The following is a 21,804-nucleotide window of genomic DNA, read 5'->3' as shown; positions in this document are numbered from 1 at the left end:
GGTTGTAATTCCTTTATTAGCTATACTTGATCTCTATAGTTTACACCATGAAGAAAAAAGAGATAGAGACACTACTAGCGCATCATGCCGAAGACAGGCATGCGTATCACGGAGCAGTGGTTCCTCCGATATTTCAAAATTCGTTATTTACGTTTAAAGATTGGGATGCCATAGATGAGGCTTTTGATAATCGTATAGATCGTTATATTTATTCGAGGGGTAAAAATCCTACGGTAAAGATGGTAGAGGAGAAGATTGCGATGATGGCAGGAGGGGAGAAGGCGCAACTATTCCCATCAGGAATGGCAGCTATTACAGCTTCTTGTATGCATTTTTTAGAACCCAATGATCATGTGATTACGATTAAAAATGTCTATGGTCCTGCCAATAATTTACTGACCAACTATCTCTCAAAAAAGATGGGCATTACCACAACGTTTATTTCTGGTAAGGAGGTATCCGCTTTCGCGAAAGCGATACAAGAAAACACCAAACTGATCTATTTAGAAAGTCCATCGTCTGCGGTGTTTTCATTACAGAACATTAGCGAAATAGCACTTTTAGCCAAAAAACATGGAATTAAAACCATGATTGATAATACGTGGGCAACGCCATTATACCAACAACCATTAGCAATGGGTATTGATTTGGAAGTTCATAGCACCACAAAGTATATGGGTGGACATAGTGATCTTGTAGGTGGTGTTGTGATAGGTAAAAGGGTAGATGTAGATGCTATTTTTCATCATGAATATGAGCTTTTAGGAATGAAAACAGCTCCTATGGAAGCTTGGTTATTATTACGAAGCTTGCGTACATTACCTATGCGTTTAAAACAGCATCAGGAAAGTACTATGAAGATTGCTCAATATCTAGAAGGACATGCAAAAATTACCAAAGTAAATTATCCTGGATTGCCTAGTCATGAACAGTATGAACTCGGTACACAGCAAATGAATGGATATACAGGTTTGCTATCTTTTCAGTTAGAAACGAATGATATAGAGAAAATAAAAGCCTTTTTTAACGGATTGGAATTATTTTTAATTGGTGTAAGTTGGGGAGGTCATGAGAGTTTAATTTATGCGCCAGCCATTAGTTACTTAAAAGAGTTATCTCCAGAGCAATTTACAGCCATGGGAATCTCTTTAGGAGATATTCGTATTTCTATTGGTCTAGAAAGTGCTGATGACCTTCTAAATGACTTAGAACAAGCATTAGCTTTAATTTAGGGTAGCGAAGTTGTTTTTTTGAACTTCATAAATATATTGATCCAAATATTTCTAGATAGGCGTAAAATAATGGGTAAACTAACAATCATGACAGCCACCATAATGATGTAGGTAGGAATCAAATCTAAGTTAAACACTAGATAGGATAGTATAAACGTGATGCCAGCAAAGATGATTCCTACGGGATAGCTTACATACATAGCGCCATAAAAGAAAGAGGGTTCTATTTTATATTTAGTGTCACAATGTCCACAACGTTCTTTCATGTGTAATGTTTGTGAAAGGATGTACGGGTTTCTTTCTGAATACATGCTTTCGTTATGACAAACCGGACATTTTCCGCTTACAATACTGTATATTTTGGTTCCTTTTAAAAGTGCCATCGTATCTGAAGAATTAGTAATAAGACATATTCTATATGCAATTTACACGCCTTATTGTTATTATAAGTACTACATTAAATACAATACAAAGGTATATAAACAAAGAAGTTATCTATTCATAGAATTAACACTATAATTTGTATTTTTAGGACATTATCTTGATTTATGAATATCATTCCAATTTTACATATTGAGCAATTTGAAAAAGAAATTGCATCGGCAGAGATCTATAGTAATGTCTTGAGTACACATCTTGTGACCAATGAACATATTATTCATACGCCTCACAAACATGACTTTTTCTTATGTGTTTTATTCACCAAAGGAACAGGAATTCATGAAATTGACTTTGATAGCTATGACGTAGGACCGGGGAGTGTCTTTTTCTTAAAGCCAGGACAAACACATTCATGGAAATTTGATGATGCTCCAGAAGGATATATTTTTTTTCACACACAGGATTTTTATGAGTTTCATTTTTCAAATAGCAAGTTGTCGCAGTTTCCATTTTATTTCTCACAAATCAATTCGCCGTTTTTACGATTGTCAATAGAAGATACTGACGCAATAGCGGTTCGTTTTAAAGAGATTAATACAGAATACTATATGCAATTGCCATATAAAGAACAGAAGATAGCCAATCTTATTAATTTGGTCTATATGGATCTGGCTAGACATTATTCGGCTGTAGCCAATACGAGAGTGATTTCGTCTGTAGCATATTTACAAGCATTAGAAACTCTAGAGAAAACTATTGAAATACATTTTAAGGAAGAAAAGTCGGCTAGTTTTTATGCAAGTCAGTTACATATAAGTCCAAAGCATTTAAATAGAATTACAAAAAATACCATAGACAAAACAACTACCGAAGTTATTATGGAACGTGTGATGCTAGAAGCAAAACGTTTGATCGTACATACGGATCATTCGTTATCTAGTATATCAGAAACCTTAGGTTATGATGACTATGCATATTTTTCTAAGTTATTTAAAATGAAGTCAGGAATGACGCCTTATGATTTTAAAAAGAAATACAGTGTTGGTGTATAGCGTATATGTATTTATAGAAAAGATATTTTGTTTTAAAGCCTGTATAGTGGGTGATGGTGTTAAATATTCTATTTTACATAATATAAATTATAGTACATTTTATAGCAATTAGCATAATAGCGCTTTTGGGCGATATTTGACATAATTAATGATATAATGCCTTTAGGTTTATATCTAGTAATTATGTCACGCTAATTGTGGCTTCGTAAGATTAATTTAGATGTGTAGCTATAATTCTCTATTATGTAAAATATCCCAGGAAGTCTTGTAGACACAATAAACTATAGTACTTGGGTCATTAAACATTTGTATTTTACTTTTCGTTTAAATTGAATATTCTGTACAATGGTTCATCATTTTTTAAATACGCGATTCTCAAGAAACATCGTAACTATAAAAATGTATTATAATTCGCCATTATGTAAAATTGCCGCTGCCTATGCGCCTGTCTGCCGTCAGGCAGGCTCGATTGCTTTTTATAAATTAAACGCTTGTCCAACAGCATTGACTCGCTCATAAAATAAAAAGTCTACTAGACTTTTATTTTTATGCCGTATTTCTAAACACAATTTCCAACCGCATAGCCACCGCCATAAAAAAGCTAACCTTTTAGAATGATTCAAAATTTGCGTATATGATATAATTTATGGGTAATTCAAGATATACAAAAGCAGATTTAGAACAAGTAGTATATACTCAACTTGATAATTTAAATGCAATCCACGATTTGCTTAGGGTTATGAAACTTCAGAATGAGTTAATAGAAAATGCTAATAAGAAACTCAAAGATGAAATTATTGATTTTAAAAAACGAGTTAATTATTCAACAGGCAAGAAATAATCCCATTCCATACACATTACCACTTCGCTCCTATCGTCGCTTCGGGTAAAGAGTATTCCATTACATTTTTTAAGAAAGTTTTAGGGAGAAAATCTTAAAAGAAAAAGTGAACATTTATAAATCACTTTTCTCCTAAAGCAAAGTTATAAATCGCAATACGGCTATTTGTACATAGTCTTACATTAGATTGTTAAGCCACAGAGTCTGCTTCAATTATTTCTAATTCTGTATTTGAACAGGTATTAATATACTGTCTATGTTAATACATTCATACTGTCTAATGGTACCATCTTCAGAAGTCTCTTCCCATTGGTCTCCTTTATACCTTTCTCCACATAGATTAATCTTTGCCAGTGAAATACAAATAGAATTTGATATTGATAAATTTGTATTGTAAGTTTCTTCTTTCCAACCTGTTTTATCTTCTAGTAATTTCAAATCATCACAAACATTATTTGGTACTATCATTTTTCCGTTACCGTTAGCACCAGAAAACCAATTCTTTCTGTACTTCAATTTCCATAATGTAAGGCTGTCATTTCCTACAATACTCGTAAGGCGGATGGTTCCCTTTTTATTACCAAGTCGACCTGAATATTGCCTTAATTTATATTTATTGGATAGGTTATATTGAACTTTGAATTTCACTGTATCTTGACATAATAGAAGTATTTCTCGAGGTTTCAATATAGTCTGAAGATTACGATCTACTTCTCCAATTAGACTCAAATTTCTAGTATCAAGAGGAAGGTCAGAGCTATTTTGTAAAATAAAAAAATCATTCAAGTCCCCTCCAATCGCTTTATAGTTGAGTGCAATTGGAATCAACCTATCTATCATGGCATACTTAGTCTTTCGACTAATAATCTGCCATTTTGGGATCGAAGCAATTTCATTAATAGTTGTACGTATTTCCATATTAAATACACTTCTGGCGATCGCATTATCACTCCAGTCATAACTTAAGTCTATTAGTTTTTCCTCAACGACTCGACCAAATCGGTCTTGTTTATAGTTGTGCAACTCCAATACGTCACTGCGATTCAAATAGCCACTATCAAAATTCCCTTCATAGGACATCTGAAGATCTTCAAAGTCATATCGATACTTAACAGCTTCGACGTTCCTTGCTAATAGTAAGAGTTCACCTTTAGGTACTACTAAATCATCGGGGAAATCATGCTTAATTCCTTTGTTGAATTGTAGGTTCCCAAAGGATATTGTGTCATTACTTATATTTACTAATATGATATATTCGAAATCCTTTTTTTTCCACCCTTTTGTTGTTTCGATATAGGTAACATCTTTTGGTCTGAAATTGATTTCATAAATGCCAATTTTGTTAGGATCATCTATTTCTAAATTGGATTCCACATTGTTTGCAGATTCACGTTTGAAAATAGCCACTATTAAATCTTTAATATTTGTAAAGATCTCTTCATCTTCATTGAATCGTTCCTTTATGAAAAAGCTTAGTCTAGCCTGATCATTAAAGTGTGGGTCTTCATATTCATTGATAACTAAGTTTTCCAACTCTCTACGTTCATTATTGGTTAAACTAACAATCTTGTAGATGTCTTGCAGGAGTGAACGATCCCTTGAATCAATTTCAAGAAAATCGGACTTCATCTCAAAACGTATTTCATCAATGAGTCCAGTGAAGGCTTTTTTATCTAGATTTTCGATCTTAGAAATGTATTCTGAGAACCGAACTTCACTGGAATCGTCTGAATTCCATATAGAATATCCTGAATTCTGTATTTTTCCTAATAGGTATGATTGATCTTTCAATACGTCCAATAAAGCATCTTGGTTATAATACTTTAGTTCATTAACGGGATAGAATAAGTTACCCTCATAGCGATATCGCATCATTGCAGGGCCATCATTGGTTTCTACAAATTTATATAATGGGAGTGCATTTAATCCTTGTCCCACAAGAATGTTTGATCTGTATCTATTTTTTGCATACTGTACTAAATCACCGTTGATTTCGATTTTTTCATAATCGGTATGACTAGACGGGTAGTTCCCTGGTATCAATCCTAGCATTTTGAACTCAATCCAATAATAATTTTTTCCTAAAGAGTGACCATTGATATTTTTTAAATCAAGTGATACCAAAACTTCCCATCTCCCATTTCCGCCTGACCCCCCCTTTAATCGTTTGTATTTATAGCTATCTTCTATTTGTGCCTTTTTATGAAAAAATATGCGAATCTCTTTTTCTGCAACTACTAAATCCATAGAATCAAGTGGTTCCGTGAACTGAACTGGGACCAAATATTTATCTTTTCTAAAATTTCCTTCCCGGATTTTAGTTGATTTTATTAACCGATTCTCATAGAAATCTTTGCTTTCTAATAGGCGACTTGTTTCTTTAGAAATAGGCCTGTCCTTTAATCTAAGACCGTCAATATAAGCTTGAATGAGTTGATCATAATTGTTTTGATATATGGATTTTGACAACAATTCAGTTCCGACCACAAAACGAGTAAAATCCATAAATAAACTGCCTTCGCCACCATCATCTGGATCATTCATTACCAGTTTCAACTGACCCGAATTATCGAGTGGCATAATAGTTCCAAAATTCTGAGGATGCACATCACCCATTACCCAACCCCTGTAGTTTTTTGATAGACCTTCGAAACTAGAATAATGATTGTTCAGCCTTAGTTTATGATTCAATTTATCGTAAAAATATGGTGGAAATTGCCTAAAGTAAAAAAAAGAAGACTTCGTCTCATTGAACCTTTTCCGAATATTACTATAAGATTGGAACTTATATAAAGATTCCATTTTCGATAGCAGATTGGAATAATTAGGTGAGTATATTGAATCGTCTAGTACTAAAGGTGTAATCACTTCAACTGAGTTAATTGAAAACGGAATAATTTCTTGTGTTGTATTTGATTCAATAAGTTTTACTGTTGCGTATTCCATAGCAGCCCTGTTTATTCCATCCATAATCATCTTGCCCTCGATATCTAAATCATTCGATAAACTATATAGAGCGATAAGCATATTATATGTTCTTATGTCTATTTGGCGTAAGCTTCTTTCAAAATCATTAACTATCGGTGTTAACTCAGTGGTTAATATCTTGGCGAATACTGTAATTGCATCTATTAATCCAGACATGAATTCTTCAGCACCAAGAATTGAGCTCAATTCAAGATCTATTAGGGAAACATCGCTCACGAGATCATAGGACAATTTCTCTAATCGATGTAAGTCTAAAAGAACAGATAACTGATTTGGTTCACTCGCTCGAAATGATAATATGGCCTTCTTATCTTGGGGTAATTGGTTTAGCAAATCAGTATATCTACTAACGCGTGCTTGTATATCAATTTCTAAGCTATTATTTAGATTTAGTTGTTGAATTTCGTTGAGATTTTCCGATACACGTTCAAAAGCATCTATAATCGATTTAATTCTTTCAGATTTTTCATATAGTTCTAATGCCAATTTAATCTTGTCATAGTATGCCTGCAATTCTTGATAATATTCATAATTTTCAATTGCGCCATATGTTTCGAGTTCAGGATATAATGCCTTCAATAGTCCACTTACATCTTTCAAAGAACCATCCCAATCTTTGATGAAATTGTAATAATAATACCCTGTGCATATTGCTTCAAAAGTGCTACATTTTGGAGGTGTGCAAATACAGTAGCCTGTAACACGCGCATACCAGTAAATATACTGGTGAATGTTATCATACATTTGTTGTTCAAACTCTTCCCATGAAATTTTCTTGTTGATAAGGTCATTTAAACTCAATATGGCTTGGGTCATTCCTTGAGGGATATCATTTTCCTGACTTAAATTGTTTAAACCAGTTTCTATCAACACCTCTTTAAACCGCTCTATTTCTTGTTGGACATTTTCTATTATTTGATCTTCTGAATGATCTATTAGCTGTTCAAGTAAATTATTAGCTGAAAGAAGGTTTTTAATTATTTTTTGCTGAAATAATGCTGGAGATGTTTTGTCTAAAACGGATCTTGATTGAAATAGATTTAGCAGCAATTCACTGTCAGAGTTGAAATCTAATTGTTGCTGTATAGTGTTTGAAAAACAAGCGTTGGAAATAGCACTAAGATCATACTGGTCCTTGAGGTTATGTGGAAAGTTTAAGTCATCAACATAATAATTTAAATTGTTTCTAAGCCCATTTTTATATTCATGTGCCCATAGCATGCCCGAATAATATCCTGTCTTCTCAGTATCACCTTTTTGCTTAGCTGAAGCAATATTTTGTTCTATACTAGTCCCTGTTAAATTTTCTTGGTAATACATCTCTGCTTGGGGATAATCTTCTATTCCTGCGAGGAAATCATTCTCAACTGGTTTATACTCTGAGGGGATGAGGAACTTAATATTATCTTTTAAGTTTCTGAATATGCTATTGTCGGTTTCATCCCCATAAGGCACTGTTTTAATAATTCCATTGTTCTTATTTCTTGGGTTTAGGTGCTTATATTTTTTTTCGATTCCCTCTAAGAATGTTTTCCATATTTGATCTCCAAAGAATAGTGTGGAAGGTCTCATGGTTAATTCTCCTCCAAAGAGTTCCTTCCAGGCTTCTGGTTCCGTCAAGCGATCAGCGGCTTTGGTGTATATGGTAATTGATCCATCCGCATTATCAATATATCCAAAGGCTCTATTTCCACTTACAGGATGGAACCCGTCTTTATCGGTAGTCACTGTTGAAAAGACCCATTGGTTTTTAGAATAGCAAGAGAGTACTACGGATCCGCCTTCTCTATAAATTTTCCCAACCCCCAACATTGTAAAGGACATTAAAGCGCCAATTGGATTGTCTGACTCCCATTTTTCTATGTCACTCTTAGCGTAGGTTTGAAATGAACCATATAGAGTTTCTATTTTTCCGTCTTCGAAGATAAGATCGTTGAAACTCAATCTAAATTTATTCCAAAAGGCATCAATATCATTTGGTTTGTCAATTACTATAGAATAATAGTCCAAATTCAATTCCCTTACACCTGTTCCTGAAATGGTTTGAACAAATTTAATGTTCTTGTTAATTCTACCGTCTACCTGAATGTTCCTAATATCATCCCATTGAGATATCTTACTTTCATTGGTAATAGGTTTTACACATTGGGAGAAAGATGTAAAACTCAAACAAGCAAAAAATAGAAATACCCCTTTATTGAACATACACATAATCTTAAGTTTTTAAAAATGAACCTTAATTAATTAATAAAAAAAGATTAATACAATACCCATTAATAGGTAGATTCAGTAAGGATTGTAATATAAAATTCAGAATTTGAGGAAACTAAATATACATAAATGTATAAGAAAATATTTACGGGTTTCCGTAATTTATTGAAAATCAGAGAGAATAATCCCATTTCATACACATTCTCACTTCACTCCTATCGTCGCTTCGGGCAAAGCGTATTTACTCGCTCCTCTCCTATTTGATAAATAGGTGCTCGTGAACCCTGAAGGGTTTCATTACATTTTTTAAAGAAGATTTTAGAAAGAAAAAATCAAAGAAGCTTTGAGATAAGAACTTCGATTTTACCAAAGCAAAATTACATAACGCAAAACATTATAGTACATCTATATAAATAGGCTTACCTAGTGGGTGAAGCTATTTATAACAAAGATGCATTATATACCTCTAGGGTTCTATTTTTCAGCCACATCATCTCACAGTTCATTATAATTAATTTTATGATTAATCATAATAAATGCGTGTAATATATCCCAGGAAGATTTGTACACATAATAAACTATAGTACTTAGATCATTAAATATTTAGGTTTTGCTTCTTGTTTAATTTTAATATTCTTTATAATCCGCCACCACTGTAAATAAATCTGTATCAGAGTGACAACCTTACTTTTTTATAATTTTCTTGACACCTTCTCCCTGTTCTGTTTTTATTTTAATTAGATAAGTGCCGTTCACTAATGCCTCAGTATCTATACTAACTTCTGTTTTATTACCAGTAAACGAAATAGTATGTAATTGTCTTCCTGAAATATCGTAGATAGAAACAGCTTTAATGGCATCGTTACCTGCAATATTTAGTATATTATCTACTGGGTTAGGATACATGTTTAGGCTTTCAGAATAAAATTCGTTGACACTAAGTGTTTGTTCAATAAATGTTGTTGCAGTATTTGTAATAATAGGAAAATTAAAATCAAAATAAATTTCGGCATCGTTTTCAAAGGTGTCTCCTTCAACTAAGGTGTCTAGGGTTTTAATTTTAAAAGCGATATAACCATCATTGTTGGCATCGTCAAAGGGTAAGTTAATGTTTTCAAAAATGAATTCTACCGTATTATCATTTGTAATTCTGGTTACAACTTCGTGGCTAGCGTCTATTAAAAATAGCGAAGAGATATCAAATTTACTCGTATCAATAATATCTTTAACAACTATATTAATTGCATTAGCAGTACCTGTGTTTTCAAAACGGATAAGATAATGTACATTATTACCAATGTGGTCAGATGTAATAGTATCGCCTTCTAAACAGGTTTTATCGTTAGGATCAAAAGAATTAACCACTGTTTGTTGTAGCGTAAAGCTGTTATCGTCTGGTGTTTCATCTCCAGCTATTGGGTTCGCATTAGCTGTGAAATTTAAAATGTCATCAGAATTTAAGGGCGGTGTTTCAGTTGATGCATTAAGATTCATGGTAACTATAATTTCACGACTCTCAAATGGCAATAAATTGGTATAGTTCCAACTTAAGTTATTTACAGTTTGCGAATCAGCTAAAGGATTGGTAGATACAAGATCCATGATTTCATCTTGGAATGTTAAATCAACACTTCCTGACAAAACTGTATTTCCTTTATTTTTGTAAATGAGCTTGTAATGAGCATCAAATCCAGGTCTAGCATTAGCTAAAGGTAATATCGTTATTTCAAGGTCATTTTTAACACCATTAGGTGTGACACAAATATCTTGGGTCAATGGACTAGCATCTGTAGGGAAATTTACATTGAAACTGGAAGGTGATATATTGAAATATTCCGGAATCTCCATTTCTGGAGTTATAGTATAAACTCCATCTTGTAGTGGAATTTCAAAATCTCCTGTAGTTCCTGTAATGAAAGCTCCACTAGTACTGCCGTCTGTAATATTAAGCTTAAAGAAAGAAATGTCTAGATTGCAACCTGAATTGTCAAAATCAAGATTGGCTTCACCAGTAACTGTATAGAATGTACCTCCCGGAGTAAACGAGCAATAAGAGTTAACAGCAGGATTCGTAGTGGTGTATTCATCTACCATGGCTTGAGCAAATACTCTTTCGTCCTCGTCTACACAAATGAATTCCAGATTTGGTAGGTCCTCAAGCCTAAGAGTTGTGTTCAAGTTAATGAAAGGCCAAAAATCAGTATCATGTATGACACCATTCTTTATGTTTAAGCTGATTAAATTGTTATTGCCACAAAATAAAGTGCGGCAATTTGTTGCACTCAAATCTAACATAGTTAGTTGATTGTTATGACATTTCAAAGACTCGAGATTTACATTAGTACTAAAATCCAAATCCGTCAATTGATTGTCATTACATTCCAGGGACAAAAGATTTGTATTGTTGCTTACATCTAAGGTTGCTAATTGATTATTTTCGCACCTTAAATACCTTAGTAAGGTATTATTACTTACATCAAGATTAGTTAACGCGTTGTTGTGACAATCTAAATCAGTAAGGTTTTCAACATCGCTCAAATTTAGAGTAGTCAATTGATTGCTGCCGCAGAAAAGCCTTTCAAGGCTGCTGCTATTAGGACTTATACTGGTCAATTGATTGTTATGGCATAATAGCTCTCGGAGGTTTATGGCATTACTAAGATTCAATGATGTCAACTGATTATTATTACAACGTAATTCATCAAGATACGTGCTGTTTAAGACTAAGGATGTTAATAGATTATTTGATACTTCTACAAACTCAAGATGATTTAGGTCACTTAAATTTAACGAAGTTAGTTGGTTGCCTTTGCAATTTAAGGTTTTAAGATGTAGGTAACTGCTACCAAAAGTTATGCCTGTTAGTAGACTATTCTCATTACAATATATTTCCTCAAGTCTACTATTATTACTTAGATTCAATGTTGTTAATTGGGTGTTCTTAAACGTTAAATATTCAAGGTTTATATTATTGCTTACATCTAATGATGTTAATGGAGTGTCTAAAAGCCATAAACTTTCAAGGTTTATATTATTGCTTATATTTAATGAAGTTAATGGAGTGTTTGTAAATCTTAAACTTTCAAGGTTTATATTATTACTTATATTTAATGATGTCAATGGAGTGTTTGTAAACCTTAAACTTTCAAGATTTATATTATTGCTTATATCCAATGATGTTAACAGATTTGAATTGCAGTTGAGTATCTTTAGATTTGTATTATTGGTTACATCTAAAGTTGTTAATTGTTCAGCGAAAATCAGACTTTCAAGCATTAAATTATTATTAACATCTATAGCTGTTAGTTGGTTGCCCCAACAAGATAATTCCAATAAACTTGTATTATTACTTACATCTAAGGCTGTCAATTGGTTCCCTCCGCAACTTAAAGAGGATAATAAAGGACTATTACTTATATCTAAAGACGTTAAATTGTTGCGATCACAATCTAATAGTTCTAATGAGGTATTATTACTAAAATCTAAGGTTGTCAATTGATTGTCTTTACAATACAGTTTCCTTAGATTTGGGTTATTACTTAAATCAATAGTGGTTAATTGATTGTCATTACAATCCAATCTTTCAAGATTCGTAAAGTAAGATATCCCAGTAAAATTACTGATACCTTTATCGTTAACATAAAGAAATAAAACAGCTTCTGCTTCAGAAACCTGTATCTCTCCATCATCATTAGTATCGACATCGCCCGATGTGCCATTAGTAAACTCAGCACAAGGGGTATTTATTAAGGCATTCTTAAGATTAACATCTGGAATATCAATAATCTGTGTATGAGCAATTTGTATGGTAAAAAAAGTTGCTAGTAAAAAAAGTAAAGTAGGCTTCATAACGAAATAGGTTTAATTACAAACCTACTAAAGAACAAATAGATTAAAAATACGTAGCAGTACGAATAAATTAAGAGTAGGTACGTACTTGAAATTTAAAAATCAGGGAGAAGAATCTCATTCCACACACATTACTCATACATCCTTATTGTTTTAAGAAATCGTGAATCTCATTCTTCGATTTCCACTTCTCTCCTATCGTCGCTTCGGGCAAAGCGTATTTACTCGCTCCTCTCCTATTTGATAAATAGGTGCTCGTGAGCCCTGAAGGGTTTCATTACATTTTAAAGAACCCTTAGAAAGAAAAAATCCAAGAAAATTGGGTTAATAAACGCCAACTCGCTCCTACTTCTAAAGGTCTACTAGACCTTTTTCATTCGACCGTTCCAAAGCAAAGTGACCCTTCGGCAAAAGCTCAGGGCAGGCGCCACATAGAACATTATAGAACATTTATAATATTCCATAATCAATCATTATGCCTGTACTGAGCCTGTCGAAGTATAAAATTGCTTAGTTGTCGTTTTATATATGAATATCCTTATAATAGAAACATCCTGCATTTTTTTTTCTATGACATTCTTATAAGTTAGTCACAACAGCTTAAAATTTCTCTACAAGTAAATTTCTATACACTTGCTCTAACTGTCTTATAATTCAACTTTTTTTGATTTGAGTAGTTTAAGAGCATTTAGAATTTAAATTTGAAATTCTGACTATTAATCTGCCACCACTGTAAATAAGCCTGTATCAGAGTGACAACCTTACTTTTTTATAATTTTCTTGACACCTTCTCCCTGTTCTGTTTTTACTTTAATTAGATACGTGCCGTTTACTAACCCTTCAGTATCTATACTAATTTCTGTTTTATTACCAGTAAACGAAATAGTCTGCAGTTGCCTTCCTGAAATATCATATATAGAAACAGCTTTAATGGCATCGTTACCCACAATGTTTAGTATATTTTCAACAGGATTAGGATACATTGTAAACGAATTAGCTATAAAATCATTGGTGCTCAATGTACAGGTACTACTAATCGTTGCACCAGTGATTTGGTAAGTGTCTAACTTATTTTGAAAATAGGTATGCATATCGTCTTCGGCACAAATAAATTCTAAATTTGGATTATTAGAAAAGGTGACATCGCAGTTATTGTTATCCGCAGGACAAGAAACATAGTTATAACCATTCTTAATAAACAAGCTAGTGAGTGGTGCGTTGCCATCACAATATAGATATACAAGATTTGGGCTATGGCTTACATCTATACTTGTCAATCGATTATACCTACAACCAAAAGCACGAAGATTTATATTATCGTTCACATCTAAGGTAGTCAATAGGTTATTTCTACAATAAAATGTTCTAAGATTGGAGGAGTTGTTAACATTTAAAGATGTTAGTTGATTATTATTACAATACAGTGTTTCTAGGACGGGGCAATTGTTTACGTTCAGGCTAGTCAAAGCATTATTAGAAAAGTTTACATATTCTAAATATTGGAAATTACTTAGGTTTTGGTTACCGGTAAGTCCAGCATTAACACAGTAAATTGTTTCCAATTTTGTACAATTTTCTATATACAAAGTGCTAAGGCTCTCATTACCACACTGAAGATGTTTCAAGTTAACATTATGGTTGAGGTCTAAGGTTGTAAATTGGTTATCCTGACAGTACAAATGCGTCAAGTTTTCAAAATATTCAATACCAGCCAGTGATGATAAATCATCACCGAAAACATTCAATGATATAACCGCTTCAGCTTCTGGGATACTAATCTCTCCATCGTCATTTGTATCTGCATCACCCCAAATACCATTATTAAAAAATCTTACAGTCCAGGAATTAACAAGCTCATATTTGAAGTTTTCATCTTCAAAATAGATGATGGGGGCAGCAGAGCAATCTGTATTTAGATTGGGGTTTGTATTAGGATAACTATCTACCAAGGATTGCACATAACCGATTTCTTCTTCGTCAACGCAGATGAATTCTAAATTGGGGTTATTTGCAAGCTCTAACATACAATCAGGACAATTTTCAAAGCTTTGACCATTACTTAATATTAGATTAATTAGTTGAAGATTAGAATTACAATACAGTTCATTGAGTTGTGAATTGTTACGCAGGTCTAAAGAAACAAATGCATTTCCGCTACATTTAAAAGCTTCTAGATTGATGTTGTTATAAAGATTTAAAGAACTTAAATCGTTGTTTTCACAAAACAGTGTCCTCAAGGCTGTATGCTGCCTAACATCTAGGTCGCTTAACAGGTTGTCTCCACAGGATATTGTCTCCAGATTTGTGTTGTTTTCGATATTTAATGAAGTTAGTTGGTTAGCGTCGCAGGAGAATTCTACCAAATTTACATTGTCACTAATGTCAATGGAGCTTAATTGATTGGCGCCGCAGGAAAGTAGTTCCAAATTGGTATTAGCACTTATATTCAGATCAGTCAATAGATTGTCGTGGCAGGAAAGCGTTTTTAAATTTGTGTTCTCACTAAGATCTAAAGAATGAATTTGGTTCTGGTCACATAAAAGAATCTCAAGGTTACTGATATGGCTTATATTTAATGCAGTGAGTTGATTGTCAGAACATGTTAAAGACTCCAAGGATGTAAAGTATATAATCTCATATAGAGATGCTATATTTTGAGATTCAACATTTAAATGTGTAATAGCCCCTGCTTCTCCTAAAGATATTTCTCCATCGTCATTTGTGTCTGCATCTGCATCAAATGTTCCGTCGTTATCTATGTCAACACAGTTTGTGTTTATCAAGGCACTTTTAAAATTGATGTCTTGAAAAGGGATAACATAATTAAGATTACAATCTGTAGTAATATTGGCATCCATATTAGAATAACTGTTCAATAAATTCTGAATATACGCTACTTCTGATTCATCCACACATATGGATTCCAAATTAGGGTTGTCATAAAAATTTATATGCTCTTCGTACCCGAAAAAAAATGGTGGTATATCTGAAAAGGTATTGTCAAGATAGTTTCTGATGATTAAATTGGTAAGTGTTGTATTTGCAGAACAATCAAAAAGAACCAATTCTTCGCACCAAGTCAAATCTAAAGTAGTAAGCAAATTATTGGAGCAGTCAAACCACCTTAAGCCTGTGCTATTACTAACATCTAAGGAAGTTAGCTGATTGTCAGGGCAATATAAATACGTTAGTAAGTTATTATTACTTATATCTAAAGTCGTTAATTGATTGTTTTCGCAAAATAATCTCTCTAGTGAGATATTATTACTAACATCTAAGGAAGTTAGTTGATTGTCAGAGCAATATAAATATGTTAGTAAGTTATTATTACTTATATCTAAAGTCGTTAATTGATTGTCTTTACAATACAATCTTTCAAGGTTCGTAAAGTAAGATATCCCAGTCAAATTGCTGATACTTTCATCGTTAACACGAAGAATTAAAACAGCTTCTGCTTCAGAAACCTGTATCTCTCCATCATCATTAGTATCGACATCGCCCGATGTGCCATTAGTAAACTCAGCACAAGGGGTATTTATTAAGGCATTCTTAAAATTAACATCAGGAATATCAATAATCTGTGTATGAGCAATTTGTATGGTAAAAAAAGTTGCTAGTAAAAAAAGTAAAGTAGGCTTCATAACGAAATAGGTTTAATTACAAACCTACTAAAGAACAAATAGATTAAAAATACGTAGCAACACGTAAATTAGTGAAGATGCCTTCGTCTCTGTCTTCTAAAATGATATCAAAAGCATAAATCCTATTAAAATTTGTGAATCAATAGTATTATTTGCTAATTCTAGCCTTATTTTTCCATCATCAGGATCATAAGGGCTAACGACTGTTTGATTTAGAATAGAGACATTATCATTTGGCGCTTCATTATCTCACAGATTTCAAAACTCATGAGTAAATTTATATACACTTGCTCTAATTGTGCTATTATTCAACCTTTTTTCATTTGAGCTGTTTATTTTATAGGAATTATTGTGTAATAAACGCAGGTATAATGATTTCAGAAATTTGGGTCATTATTTTATCTTCTCCATCATGACCAGAGATTACGATAGTCAAATCAAGTTCTTCTATCACTATGATACGTTGTCCACCGCCTCCCCAAGCAAATGAGGCATCATAATTTTTTGGACCAACCTTTACGAGTGTTTGATACCAAAAATAACCATAACGATAGTCTTTAGGCATCCAATCTTGTGTAGGCTTCACAATGCCACTAGTCGCTTTATCAAGATAGTCAATAGAAATAAGCTGTTCGCCGTTTAATTTACCATTATTAAGAACCAAATTACCCAATTTAATCATGTCGCGAGACATGATACTTGCACGCCATCCAGCTTCTGGCAAACCACTAATATGAGTTGACCATTTATAATCTATAATACCGAGTTTGTCAAGTAGCTCTGTTTTAATAAAGTGCTCAGCTGTTCCTGGAACAACGGCGTCAATGACGGTCATCACTAACATTGGATTGAAATTACCATACAAATACGTTTGAGACTCTGAAGTTATAGCTTCGCTTTGCTCAAGAAGCGTCTGAACTAATCCCTGACCTTTTAATCTAACGGAGTCATTTTCAATGTCTTTCCATGCATCAGTATCTATAGTCAACCCTCCATGCATGGTCAATGCCTTATGTAGAGTGATTTTTTCGGCGCCTTTGGTAATTTTTTTAGGATCTACATCTTTTAGAAAACTAATTAATGGTTTGTTCAGATCCTCCATAGATAGATACCCCATTTGAATGGCTCTACCTAAAACTAAACTAGTATACGCTTTTACTGCAGATGCTTGTCCATGCGGTAAATTGATACGCCCTTTTTTATAATAGGATTCAAAAACTAATTTGTTTTTGTGTGAAATGAGTAAGGCATCATAGCTTCCATGTTTGCCATCAAAAATCTCTTGAGAAAGGTTAAGGATTGCATTTTGATCATTATTATTTACAGATAATTCACCAATAGAAATCCCATCTTTTCTGTCCTCTGGTGTTGTACTGATATATGGATTATTAAGATGTGGAATATCCCAGAATGAGACATCATAATCATCACTTGAAACATGGCTCATCAAGGATGACAACCAAGCGACACTGCGAACTGCCGTCGTAGGGAATGCAGTTCCGTGATTACCATCAATCACTTCTTTTAATACGGATAACCCATCATCTCTTCTATCATTTAATAATTTAATAAACGCCTCTACAGGTTCAACCACCATCTCATCTTCTAATGAGCCATACGCAATAAAAACATTGGCATTCAGACTCGAGTTTCTATTAGATGCATCGAAAGGACCAAATTTCGTATTAAGTTCAGATAAATAATCAACTTCATTTTTAACCGTTGGACTGCCTAGAATGTAATTGTTAAATGTATCAGGTTGAGACAGTAGTATATAGGCGCCAAATTCTCCACTCATTGAATAGCCGAAATAAGTACGACTGTTTGGATCAGTTCGATAAGTTTTGTCAACATAGGTAATGACATCATTACGAATAAAATCCAAATGATTATTCGCTTGTCCAAGTTGATGCTTTGCTTGAATTTCTGGATTGCTTGATTTCTTTATTGAATAATCTCTATATCTACTTACTTGCGGACCATACTCTTTCTTTAATTCTTCTTTTATATCTTTTTGCCAAGAAATGCCAACTAGAATAACATCTTCCAGCATGTATTCAGTGGAGCCAGATAGCATTTCGAGATGCCACATAGCATCTGTATAATATAGAACAGGGTATTTCGTGTCATTATTTTCTGAATAACTCTCAGGAAGCTCTATATATAATTCATATTGTCGATCATTCTTAGTATCTTTTATTGGGATTACTTGTATTTGTGGTAATACTAAGGAAGACTCATTCACTAACTGCGAGTTTCTGTTTACGCTATTTTCTTGTGCATAGCCAGTATTAAACGATATAATACATATCAATATGAATAATTTCGTTGTTTTCATGTTTTATTCTTTGTGTTTGTAATTTATAATTCCAATCCGCCAGTTGGCTCGTTCACTAAAAAGGTCTACTCACTGCAACATCAATTGATCCACCATTCAAATGGTAAATATTACCATTTGAATGGTGTCCTCTATACGTTCCTCCTTATTTGGGTCTGAGAGCTTCTATAAACCCAGCATCAACCCACATTCTATTTTTCTCGCCATTGCTAAGAGTCCGTCTAAAGAAAAAGTATTTTCCATCTGGTGTCACACTGCCATGAACCTCTGAGAGTTCTGTATTTATTTGAGCTCCTAAATTAATTGCAGCACCCCATGAACCATCTTTCTGGCGAAAACTAATATATATATTAGCATTTCCATTTTCTGTTTTACTATCAAATATTAGGTAGGACTCATCCTCAGCGATGAATGGGTGAAATTTCAATGTTGTTCCCGTATCAATGTTTAATATTTTCGGTTTTTCATATATGCCGTCTATTAATCGTGAATAATGAATATTTACTATAGGTGGCTTATCATTAAAGAGTGACACATCATCAAAATAGTAAGTGTTTTTTGATGAAGTCGTAAGGCGCATAATAGGAATAGAATCAAACGGTGCGCCAAGTGGTTTCACCTCTGACCAGCCAGAAGGGGTTCGCTCTCTATATTCGTTTCCTATGTACATAATCTTACCGTCAGGAGAAATATGTTCTCCTCTGGGTACTTCAAAAGTTTCGGCCCATAGATTATCTTTGTATTGAATGGCAACCAAGACTTCATTTTCTAACCCCTCATCATATTTGCGGAAATAGATCTCTTTTACATCTGGTGAAAAAGCAGTTGTTAGTTCACTATGTGCTGTCGAAACAATACGAGGAGCAAAAATTTCAGGAATCAAACCTGGTGGTTTTTGCGCAAAAAAAGGATCCTCTAAACGTGGAAAATCAGAATCGTTTACTTTCTGCTTTTCAGTATTGCATGAATTGAAAAACATTGTAAATACAAGTATTAAAATTATAAAGTTGTAATTCCTCATTGTTTATTTTTTTATTCAAAATGTTGAATAAATGTATAGTATATTCAAGGTGTAAATTCATTAATAGGATAAACACAACAGTTAAATGACAAACCCATTTCGTCATTGATATAACCCTTATATAAAGAAATTAAGATGATTTGCGTTTATAGATAGTATCTTTATTAGATATTAAAATAGTTTATGATTAAAACCTCTTTAAAGAATACAATACTCCTTAATATTGGAGCCTTTTTATTAGTACTCATACTTGAAGTATTAAGTATGTGGGCGATTAAGGATAAGTTTGATACTAATTATTATTTTTTCTTACATGGTCTTAATTATACAATTGCAATTATGGGCATCATCTGGATAAATCATTTTGTTTTCATTCCATTTGTTTTTGATAAGAGACGCTATTTTTTATATACAATACTTCTTATTGGGAGTGTGTTTTTTGGGGCATATTTGAAAGGATATGGAAAGGATGGCTGGTATGGTGTTTATAAAATGGTTTTCTTTCTTATATATACGACCGGAACTGGAATGGCTGCCTTCTTTTTGAGAAGAAATATAGTGTTTAGAAGAGAAAAAGAAGACAAAGAAAAGTTGCAAAAAGAGATGGAACTTAACTATTTAAAAGAGCAGGTGAATCCACATTTCTTATTTAATTCCTTAAATAGTATTTATGCGCTTTCGCGAAAGCAATCACCAGAGACTCCTGATCTTGTCATGCAACTCTCCGAATTAATGCGGTATCAATTAGAAAGTTCAAAAAAAGAAACAGTATTATTAAAAGAAGAACTTGAGTTTATAGAAAATTACCTGTTGCTTGAAGAAAAAAGACTCAGTAAACGATGTACTGTTGAATTTTTAATTGAAGGCAACCTTTTAAGGTTAAGAATATCACCAATGTTGTTAATACCTTTTGTTGAAAATGCTATTAAACATGGAGCGCAAAGCACCAATGAGCAGAGTAAAATTGATATTTCTGCCACTATAAAAAACACTAGGCTATATTTTAGTGTGGTCAATTCAAAACCTACGATAATTACTGCATCAAATAGAAACGGGCTAGGGCTTGAAAATGTAAGAAGACGTTTAGGTCTATTATATCCTAATGCTCACACATTAGATATTGCTGATAAAGGAAACGAATATCATGTAAACTTAACTGTTGATTTAACCGTGTAATATGATAAAAATTGGTATTGTCGATGATGAATTGTTAGCACGTAAAGTGTTAGAGGAGTACTGCTCTAAAATTGAGAACTTTGATATTGTTGTTAGTACTGGCAATCCACTTGAATTTATCAATTTCATTCAACAAAATGACGTTGACCTCATTTTTCTTGATATAAAAATGCCCGAACTTAATGGGATGGAAATTTTGCGTTCTATGTTAAAACCACCTAAAGTGATTTTAACTACCGCTTATTCTGAGTATGCATTAGAAAGTTATAATTATGGTGTTGTAGATTATTTATTGAAACCCATAAAACTTGAACGCTTTTTAAAAGCCATAAATAAAGTTTCTGCTTCAAAAATAACAGCCCCTAAAAAAAATAGTGAAAGCGAAGAACTTCAAATAAAACATGATGGCATGCCAGTTAATATATCATTTAAATCAATTCTATACATTCAGAGTTTTGGGAATTATTTAAAAATCTTTACCGATTCAAGAATGTATCTTATTTCTGAAACACTAATTAATATTACTACTTTATTATCTAAAAATTTCCAACGCACGCATAAATCATACATAGCCAATTTAAATAGAGTTTCAAAAGCAAGTAGAACCCATTTGTTAATTGAAGATAAAAAAGTACCTGTAAGTACTATGTATAAGGTTGTTGTCTTTGAAAAACTGGAAATCTTAGCAAAATTATGAAATAACTAACCTCTATTCCATACACATTATGCTTCCCTCCTACGTCGTTGTATAAAAAGTGTTTAATTCTTCATGTAAATTGAGATTTTAATATAGCTGTCATTTGTACCACGTAACCAACTCAGACAAAGAAACACATTGCTTTTTAATATGAAAAGAAAAAGCACATGAACGCAGGATAGATGGTATAAATGTTATTTGTAATAGCATATACATATTTTGTCACCACTTCTCTACTTTTAAATAATATAAATTTTTCTGCTATACGCTTTCGCGAAAGCGTATAAAAACTATTCTCTACGTGATATTTAATATTCACGTAGAAAAACCCATACTATTTTGGAATGTTAGCTAAAAACATTCCAAAATAATTAGAT

The 21,804-nt window shown here is 32.9% G+C and carries 11 protein-coding genes; 5 read left to right on the top strand and 6 right to left on the bottom strand.

What is annotated here, in order from left to right; translation table 11 throughout:
- The first annotated feature begins 47 nt into the window (after positions 1-47).
- A complete protein-coding gene (locus tag ABJD27_RS01685; RefSeq protein WP_348173042.1) occupies positions 48-1,232 on the top strand; it encodes a PLP-dependent aspartate aminotransferase family protein in 1,185 nt (394 codons plus the stop codon).
- On the opposite strand, the gene ABJD27_RS01680 is transcribed toward ABJD27_RS01685, so the two are convergent.
- Positions 1,229-1,615 carry a DUF983 domain-containing protein gene (locus tag ABJD27_RS01680; protein ID WP_348173045.1) on the bottom strand — a complete coding sequence of 129 codons (387 nt, stop codon included), beginning with the start codon at positions 1,613-1,615 and terminating at the stop codon, positions 1,229-1,231. The genes ABJD27_RS01685 and ABJD27_RS01680 overlap by 4 nt on opposite strands.
- Before the next feature lie 165 nt (positions 1,616-1,780).
- On the opposite strand from ABJD27_RS01680, the gene ABJD27_RS01675 reads away from it, so the two are divergent.
- Together ABJD27_RS01675 and ABJD27_RS01670 are read left to right on the top strand one after the other, a co-directional pair.
- Positions 1,781-2,665 (top strand): AraC family transcriptional regulator, encoded by an 885-nt coding sequence (locus ABJD27_RS01675; RefSeq protein ID WP_348173048.1) that lies wholly within the window; start codon positions 1,781-1,783, stop codon positions 2,663-2,665.
- A 646-nt stretch (positions 2,666-3,311) separates the two neighbouring features.
- A complete protein-coding gene (locus tag ABJD27_RS01670) occupies positions 3,312-3,506 on the top strand; it encodes a hypothetical protein (protein WP_348173051.1) in 195 nt (64 codons plus the stop codon).
- Positions 3,507-3,725: 219 nt separating this feature from the next.
- Here ABJD27_RS01670 and ABJD27_RS01665 read toward each other — a convergent pair whose 3' ends face one another.
- The 5 genes from ABJD27_RS01665 to ABJD27_RS01645 form a co-directional block, all read right to left on the bottom strand.
- The gene (locus ABJD27_RS01665; protein WP_348173054.1) at positions 3,726-8,699 is read right to left on the bottom strand and encodes a DUF2252 family protein; all 4,974 of its coding nucleotides are present in this window, start codon (positions 8,697-8,699) and stop codon (positions 3,726-3,728) included.
- A 690-nt stretch (positions 8,700-9,389) separates the two neighbouring features.
- On the bottom strand, positions 9,390-12,554 hold the full coding sequence (locus tag ABJD27_RS01660; protein WP_348173057.1) for a T9SS type A sorting domain-containing protein: 3,165 nt from the start codon (positions 12,552-12,554) through the stop codon (positions 9,390-9,392).
- A 761-nt stretch (positions 12,555-13,315) separates the two neighbouring features.
- On the bottom strand, positions 13,316-16,195 hold the full coding sequence (locus tag ABJD27_RS01655; protein WP_348173060.1) for a T9SS type A sorting domain-containing protein: 2,880 nt from the start codon (positions 16,193-16,195) through the stop codon (positions 13,316-13,318).
- A 346-nt stretch (positions 16,196-16,541) separates the two neighbouring features.
- Positions 16,542-18,533 (bottom strand): serine hydrolase, encoded by a 1,992-nt coding sequence (locus ABJD27_RS01650; protein WP_348173063.1) that lies wholly within the window; start codon positions 18,531-18,533, stop codon positions 16,542-16,544.
- A 145-nt stretch (positions 18,534-18,678) separates the two neighbouring features.
- The gene (locus tag ABJD27_RS01645) at positions 18,679-19,554 is read right to left on the bottom strand and encodes a hypothetical protein (protein WP_348173066.1); all 876 of its coding nucleotides are present in this window, start codon (positions 19,552-19,554) and stop codon (positions 18,679-18,681) included.
- A 183-nt stretch (positions 19,555-19,737) separates the two neighbouring features.
- On the opposite strand from ABJD27_RS01645, the gene ABJD27_RS01640 reads away from it, so the two are divergent.
- Both ABJD27_RS01640 and ABJD27_RS01635 read left to right on the top strand, forming a co-directional pair.
- The gene (locus ABJD27_RS01640) at positions 19,738-20,730 is read left to right on the top strand and encodes a histidine kinase (protein WP_348173069.1); all 993 of its coding nucleotides are present in this window, start codon (positions 19,738-19,740) and stop codon (positions 20,728-20,730) included.
- 1 nt (position 20,731) lies between these two features.
- Entirely contained in the window at positions 20,732-21,427 is a 696-nt protein-coding gene (locus ABJD27_RS01635; protein ID WP_348173072.1) for a LytTR family DNA-binding domain-containing protein, read from the top strand.
- Positions 21,428-21,804 lie beyond the last annotated feature (377 nt).

It is taken from the genome of Dokdonia sp. (assembly GCF_039945015.1).
Classification (GTDB): Bacteria; Bacteroidota; Bacteroidia; order Flavobacteriales; family Flavobacteriaceae; genus Dokdonia.
Note: the sequence above shows the minus strand (reverse complement) of the source record. Positions and strands in the feature narration are given on the sequence as shown.

Bases quoted from the DNA above. Each gene is read 5' to 3' on its own strand.
- ABJD27_RS01685 (WP_348173042.1), top strand. From the start codon at position 48: ATGAAGAAAAAAGAGATAGAGACACTACTAGCGCATCATGCCGAAGAC.
- ABJD27_RS01680 (WP_348173045.1), bottom strand. From the start codon at position 1,615: ATGGCACTTTTAAAAGGAACCAAAATATACAGTATTGTAAGCGGAAAA.
- ABJD27_RS01675 (WP_348173048.1), top strand. From the start codon at position 1,781: ATGAATATCATTCCAATTTTACATATTGAGCAATTTGAAAAAGAAATT.
- ABJD27_RS01670 (WP_348173051.1), top strand. From the start codon at position 3,312: ATGGGTAATTCAAGATATACAAAAGCAGATTTAGAACAAGTAGTATAT.
- ABJD27_RS01665 (WP_348173054.1), bottom strand. From the start codon at position 8,699: ATGTTCAATAAAGGGGTATTTCTATTTTTTGCTTGTTTGAGTTTTACA.
- ABJD27_RS01660 (WP_348173057.1), bottom strand. From the start codon at position 12,554: ATGAAGCCTACTTTACTTTTTTTACTAGCAACTTTTTTTACCATACAA.
- ABJD27_RS01655 (WP_348173060.1), bottom strand. From the start codon at position 16,195: ATGAAGCCTACTTTACTTTTTTTACTAGCAACTTTTTTTACCATACAA.
- ABJD27_RS01650 (WP_348173063.1), bottom strand. From the start codon at position 18,533: ATGAAAACAACGAAATTATTCATATTGATATGTATTATATCGTTTAAT.
- ABJD27_RS01645 (WP_348173066.1), bottom strand. From the start codon at position 19,554: ATGAGGAATTACAACTTTATAATTTTAATACTTGTATTTACAATGTTT.
- ABJD27_RS01640 (WP_348173069.1), top strand. From the start codon at position 19,738: ATGATTAAAACCTCTTTAAAGAATACAATACTCCTTAATATTGGAGCC.
- ABJD27_RS01635 (WP_348173072.1), top strand. From the start codon at position 20,732: ATGATAAAAATTGGTATTGTCGATGATGAATTGTTAGCACGTAAAGTG.